Origin of the sequence: Nitrosomonas sp., from assembly GCF_040240425.1 — a bacterium.
In the GTDB taxonomy this organism is placed as follows: Bacteria; Pseudomonadota; Gammaproteobacteria; order Burkholderiales; family Nitrosomonadaceae; genus Nitrosomonas.
In genome coordinates this window covers 21714-28075 of record NZ_QPHG01000035.1, presented here as the reverse complement: position 1 = coordinate 28075, position 6362 = coordinate 21714, and the positions used below count along the sequence as shown (strand labels likewise).

The 6362-nt window shown below is 55.7% G+C and carries 5 protein-coding genes; 2 read left to right on the top strand and 3 right to left on the bottom strand.

Annotated elements, in window-relative coordinates; all coding sequences use genetic code 11:
* The 3 genes from DU481_RS12275 to DU481_RS12265 all read right to left on the bottom strand — a co-directional run.
* On the bottom strand, positions 1-1449 hold a 1449-nt coding region (locus tag DU481_RS12275; protein ID WP_502889969.1), incomplete at its 3' end, for a beta strand repeat-containing protein.
* 72 nt (positions 1450-1521) lie between these two features.
* A complete protein-coding gene (locus tag DU481_RS12270) occupies positions 1522-2499 on the bottom strand; it encodes a tetratricopeptide repeat protein (protein ID WP_350134904.1) in 978 nt (325 codons plus the stop codon).
* 124 nt (positions 2500-2623) lie between these two features.
* Positions 2624-3349 (bottom strand): phage tail protein, encoded by a 726-nt coding sequence (locus DU481_RS12265; RefSeq protein ID WP_350134901.1) that lies wholly within the window; start codon positions 3347-3349, stop codon positions 2624-2626.
* A 233-nt stretch (positions 3350-3582) separates the two neighbouring features.
* On the opposite strand from DU481_RS12265, the gene DU481_RS12260 reads away from it, so the two are divergent.
* Entirely contained in the window at positions 3583-4812 is a 1230-nt protein-coding gene (locus DU481_RS12260) for a YcjF family protein (protein WP_350134899.1), read from the top strand.
* A complete protein-coding gene (locus DU481_RS12255; RefSeq protein WP_350134897.1) occupies positions 4809-6362 on the top strand; it encodes a GTPase family protein in 1554 nt (517 codons plus the stop codon). The genes DU481_RS12260 and DU481_RS12255 overlap by 4 nt, the downstream gene beginning before the upstream one ends.

Here is a 6362-nt window from a genome sequence, read left to right as displayed (position 1 = left end):
GCTGAATGCCGTGCCGGAGGTGATTTCGACATTGGCGGAATCGGTCAGTGTATAAGTATCGCCGCCTTCGCCGGTAAACGTGAATTTGGATGCGACGATGTCGTTGGCGGCACCGCTGGCTTTCAGCAAGCCACTGCCAGTGACTGCCAATGCGCCGGTGCTGGCGTCATACGTGGCGGAGGTGATCGCGGGTGCTGCGACATTCGAGACGGTGATGCCGTTGCCGGTGGTATCGGCAATACTGGTGTTGCCGATGACCGTGTTCCAGTCGTCCGCCGCGGCTAGATTGTAGGTGGTGGCATCGGTAGCGCTGGTGCCGTTTTTGTTGACGATCTGGTTAACGGCGGCCTTGTCGGTGCTGCTTAAGGTGACAGTGAATGAAGTGCCGGAAGTAATTTCGACGTCGCTGGTATCGGTCAGCGTGTAAGTCGAGCCGCCTTCGCCGGTGAAAGTTAGCAGCGACGCATCGATATCGTTGGTTGCGCCGCTGGCTTTGACCAGGCTCGAGCCGGTAACGGTCAGCGTGCCGGTGCTGGCATCGTATGTGGCGGAAGTGATTGCAGGCGTTTGCACGTTGCTGACGGTAACGCCATTGCCCGTGGTGTCCGCATTACCGCTTTGCGCCGGATTCCAGTCGTCCGCTGCGGCGATATTGTAGGTGGTGACGCCGACCGAAGAAGTGCCGTTCTTGTTCAGCAAGCCTTCGACATTAAGCTGATCGGCGGCATTCAGCGCGACGGTGAATTGCGTGGCAGAATCGAGTTCGACGTTCGATGACGTGAGGGTGTAGGTGGCTCCGCCTTGGCCGGTCAATGTCAGTTTCGAGACATCGATATCGTTGGTCGCACCGGATATGGCGGTCATGTTCGTGCCGGTGACAACCAGCGAATTAGTGCTGGCATCGTAGGTGGCTGAGGTAATGACCGGCGGCGGCACCACGGCGGAAATGTCGATATCGTCGATGGTCAATTCCACCGCGCTGCCAAATACGAAGCGGATTTCGTCAACATTATTAAATGCGGAGTTAAATGTCAGCAATCCGCTATATTCTGTCCCTGCGTTGCTTTGCTGCGTATAACCGATATTTCCAGCCGCATCGCTGGTTGTTAAATTGACTGATTCTGCCGCAACGATCAAAGCGCCATCCCGGTAACCGGCAATGGTCAAGGAACTTGAAGCGCCACTCGGGCCATTATCAATCTTAAATGAATTAAGCTGAAAGTCGGAGCCATCCGAAGATTTGAAATAGAAATTGGTTACATTGGCGCCGCTATAATTGGAAATAATGGATCGTCCGCCGGATTGATTCAGAAGCGCGGTAAGTTCCGCGGCGTTGGCATTTGCGAAATCAACCGCGCTGCTGGCGCCGAATGTCCACCCGCTATAAGTGGCCGAGGTAACGCCATCGTTAGTGACTAGCGAACCGCTGTCGAAATTGGTAGTGGTCATTGCGTAACTCCTTTAAGTGCTTTAGAACGGCAAATCAACCGTTGCGATTGGATTTCATCAACGGGTTTCTGTTTAATTTCGCTGTAAATGCTGGGCAATTTTCCGGTCGAGTTCGGCCAACCATGTTTTTGGCATGATGGCGAGTATTTGTTGCCGGATTGATTGGGCGGCAAGAATCTCTTCCGTATCTTCGGATCTTTGTATTGCGGCGGAGATCCACAGATACGCTTTGGCCAGATGCTCCGCCGGGAGCCGATTGGTTTCCGCATCGGGTTGCGCGGCAAAAAAATGTTTGCCCGCTTGGAAATAGGCCGGAACGTATTTAAGTGCGGCGGCTTGTTCGAAAAGCTGCCGGGTTTGCTCCGCATCAGGGTTTTCGATCACGCCTTGATCCAGCATCATGCCTAAATGATGGAAGGCTTCTGCGGATTGTTTTTGCGCCGCTGCAAGGAACCACTGGTAAGCATCCTGGGGATTGCGCACGGTGGAGTCGCCGTGCAGATAAAACTTGCCCATCCAGACTTGCGCCGGTACCGACCCTTGCAGCGCCACGGGACGGCAAAGCGCCAGCGCCTGGAGCGGGTCTTTGGTGATGCCATTTCCGGTCATCAGTAGATTGCCGAGATGACAGTACGAGTTCAAATGCCCGGCTTGCGCGGCTTTGTGGAACCACTGAGCAGCCGTTGCCGGATCGGCCGGGCGGTGCATGCCTTCCTCGAAGCACAAGCCAGTTATGTGCTGCGCCGCCGGAACGCCGTTTTGCGCCGCTTGCTCGAACCATTCGCAAGCCGCTTTGCGATCGATCGCGCGTCCCCAGCCGTTCTGGTAAAACAACGCCAAAGTAAATTGCGCCAGCGGATGGTTGCCGTTCACGGCAGCGGCGCGATACTGGCCGAAAGCGTTGTCATAATCGCCGGATGCAAGCAGCGCTTGCGCGGTTTTTAAGTCCGGATCGTTATTGAGCGGCGCATTTGCAGGTGCTGTGACGCTTGCGAAGGCATTGGGCAGGAGGGCTGCGATGCAAAGGATTATCCAAAAAGATTTGATCATTTTTTAACGGGTACAGTAGGTTGCCGGATAACATCAACGGATTGGAAAGGTTGATCACGTCCGGCAGAGAACCCATTCGTCCCGGACGTGACCAGCGCGATCCAATCGTACATTCCGGTTGAAATTAAGGACGTGACGGATAAACGCCTTGCCAGGCGATAATGCAGTTCACGACGGTATACGGCTGCATGATCGAGAATGGCTGGGAATTACCGGCCGAACCGATGCTGACGTTGGTGCTGGTGGTGGTGACGATGTTGAGCCCGTTCAGCGTGGTTTCGATCGAAGCCGCGTTCATGCTGACATTCGGCGCGGTGGCGGAGTACGCCGAATTCAATCCTTTGGCGTTGGCCAGCGAATTGCCGCTGGCGTTTTTCTGGTCGGCGTCGCTGTTCACTGCTTTCAATGCCGATGTGGCTGTGGCGCCCGGCGCAACCGCCGAAGTGGAAACCGATGTGGCTGTGGCAGGGTGATTATGGGCTGGCATATTATTGATAGTCAGTGTTACATTTTCCGTACCATTGGTTTGTCCCATGGTGAACATCGAACCGCTCGGATGCTGCCCCTGATGCACAGGAACTCTACCGCGCATATCGGGCAATGCAAAAGTCGTGCTGCCGTTACCGCCATAAGTAGTGCCGATCAGCGAATAAAGCGCGTTGTACTGGTTGATAGGTAGCGTTTGTCCATTACATTGCAACCACCCCTCGGGCGCAAAATTAAAAGCGACGTAATTGATTTCACCGACAAACGGCTCCATACCGGCTCTTGCGCTGCCGGGCGCGGTGGTTATCAGCAGAGTAGCTGCCGTTAATGAAAGTACGCTATGTATTGTCTTATTCTGTTTCATCGGTTCTTCCCTTTCTTTTGAGATTAAACTTCCGGTTCCACAACTGGCTAACCCTATGGATACGACTGTAGGTTTTTCCTGGTATTTCTGATTCAAAGGAATGTTAGCAGGCTGGCAAGCCGGTGATAGTGTGCTAAAAGGATACTTTTCACCCCCTTTTATTGGAGATGGCCGACGGTTACCGGCAACCGGGCAAATTTAATTCCGGGGTGTACTGATGATAAGATGACCGCATGAATTGGAACGATCTGAAAAACTGGGCGGATTATTGGGAGCAACTGCGAACCGCGCTGCTCGAACCCAAAGTCGATCCGGCGTTGCTGGAAGTGTCGTTGCGCGAAGCGCGCGCGAAGATGCCGGTGCCGGTGTTATGGCTGCTGGGTAAAACGCAATCCGGCAAGACGTCGATTATCCGAGCATTGACCGGCAGCCCGGCGGCGCAAATCGGTAACGGTTTTCAGCCGTGCACGCGCAGTTCGCGCTTCTATGATTTTCCTGCCGAGATGCCGGTGGTGCGCTTTCTCGATACGCGCGGTTTGGGTGAAGTGGCGTACGATCCGGGCGACGATATGCATTATTGCGAAGCGCAAGCGCATTTGCTGGTGGCGGTGATGAAAGTGGCGGATGTTCATCAGGCTGCGGTATTCGATGTGTTGCATGCGATCCGGCGGCGTCATCCGGAATGGCCGCTGCTGATCGTGCAAACCGGCTTGCACGAGCTTTACCCCGATGGCTGCGGGCATATTCAGCCGTGGCCGTATGCCGCCGATCCTTTGCCGGAAACGATACCGCTGGATTTGCGCCGCGCTTTGCAGGCACAACACGATGCTTTAAAGCTGCTGCCCGGTTTCGCGCCGGTGCGTTGGGTGGCAGCCGATTTGACGCTGCCGGAAGATGGCTTGGCGCCGCCGGATTACGGTCTGGAAGGCTTGTGGCAGGCGATTGAGTCGCTGACATCGCTGGGTTTGCAGCATCAATTGAGCGGTGACAGGGAAGTGCAGGATTTGTACGCGCGCACCGCGCATCAGCATATTGCCGGTTATGCATTGGTTGCGGCGGGATTGGGCGCTTTGCCGGTGGTGGATCTGGTCGCGGTGTCGGCGGTGCAGGCGAAACTGCTGCATAGTCTGGCGCTATTGTACGGCCAGCATTGGGATAGAAGCACGATCACCGAATTTCTCGGCCTTGCAGGCGCGGGTATTGCATCCGGCTACCTTGCGCGATTGTTGAACCGGGCTGTGACTAAATTCATACCAGTTTGGGGGCAAACCGCGGGTGCGTTATGGGGCGCCAGTTCCAGCGGCGCGACCACGTATGCATTGGGTAAGGCGGCGATCTATTTCTTTGCGCGGCGTAAGGATGGTCTGAATGTGGACGCCGATACCTTACGGCGGATTTATGCGGAAGAGTTGGAGCGCGGCGCTGCGGTACTGAAAGATCGTCTGCGGGGGAAATCAACATGAAAGCGCCGCTGTCCGCCGTTAATCCGCTGCGGTTATTGGTATTCATCCTAATGCTGTTGCCGTTGCTGGCATTGCTGGGATTGGGTTTTTTCTGGCTGTGGCAAAGCGGCAATTTGCAATATTGGTTGATCGCTCTGGTGGTTTGCGGTGGTTTAGGCTATGGCTTGCAGCAATGGCTGGTGCGGCAGGAGCGGCAATTGTTAATGGATTCATCGACCGAGCCTAATCCGGATTGGCCGCCGAGTGCGGATGCCGTCTGGCAGCGGGTCGAAGCGCTGGCGGAGACATGCAATCCGCAGGATTGGCCGATCGAGGAAGGCGCCTGGGTGATGGAGCTGGGGCAGAAAACGCTGGAAACGGTTGCGCATTGTTATTATCCGGATGTCGAAAAACCCTTGCTGGAACTGACCGTGCCGCATACTTTGCTGATTATCGAGCGGGCGAGCCGCGATTTGCGTCAGGATGTGGCGGAAAAAATACCGTTCAGCAACCGCCTGACGATCGGCGATCTGTTCCGCTTGCAGCGCTGGAAGGCTAAAGCGGAACGGCTGTTTACTATTTATCGCGCCGGCAGCCTGCTCATTAATCCGGTCAACGCCCTGCTCAGCGAAGCTTGGCGGCATTTGCGCGAACGCAGTTTCGATCAGGCCAGGGATGAATTGCACCGCTGGTTTTTGCGTGCTTATGTGTGCAAAGTGGGTTATTACGCGATCGATCTGTATAGCGGCCGTTTGCCGTTGGGTGATGAAGAATTTGTGATTGCGCCAACTCCGGAATCCAAAGCCGATCTGGGGCAGGTCGAAGAAACCGCAAAACCTGCGATTGAGCCATTGCGCATTCTTGTTTTAGGGCGGTCCAACTCGGGCAAGTCGAGCCTGATCAATGCATTATTTGGCACGCTGACGGCAGCTACCGATGTGCTGCCGGATACCACGCAGACGCTTAAACCATTTGTGTTGTCGCGCGAGGGGTTAACGCAAGCGCTGATTTTCGATAGCCCGGGATGTGACAGCGCGTTGTTTGATCGTCAGCGAATGCTGGCAGCAGCGGGCAATGCCGATTTGATTTTATGGGTTACCCCGGCCAACCGCCCGGACCGGCAGACGGAACGCGATTGTCTGGATGCATTGCGCGCAATCCAAGTGGCGCGTACCGATCGCCGCGCGTCGCCGTTGCTGGTGGTGGCGAGTTTTGCCGACCGCTTGCGGCCGCTTAATGAGTGGCAGCCGCCGTATGATCTGGCGCATCCAGCGAGCAGCAAGGCAACCAATATTGCTGCGGCGGTGCGAGTTATTGCTGACGATCTGGCGGTAGCGGTTGAGCAAGTGATTCCTGTCTGTCTGCTGCCGGGTAAAGTTTATAATGTCGACGATACCCTTTGGGCCGCGATTCTGAATCATCAGGACAAAGCGTTGCGGGTGCGGCTGATGCGTTGCCTGGACGCCAGAAAACGCGCCGAAGACTGGGTCATGCTGCGGCGGCAGCTGGCGGGCGCGGGCCGGTTCGTGCGGGATTTGCCGGAGATATTGGGAAAACGTACCGGACGGTAA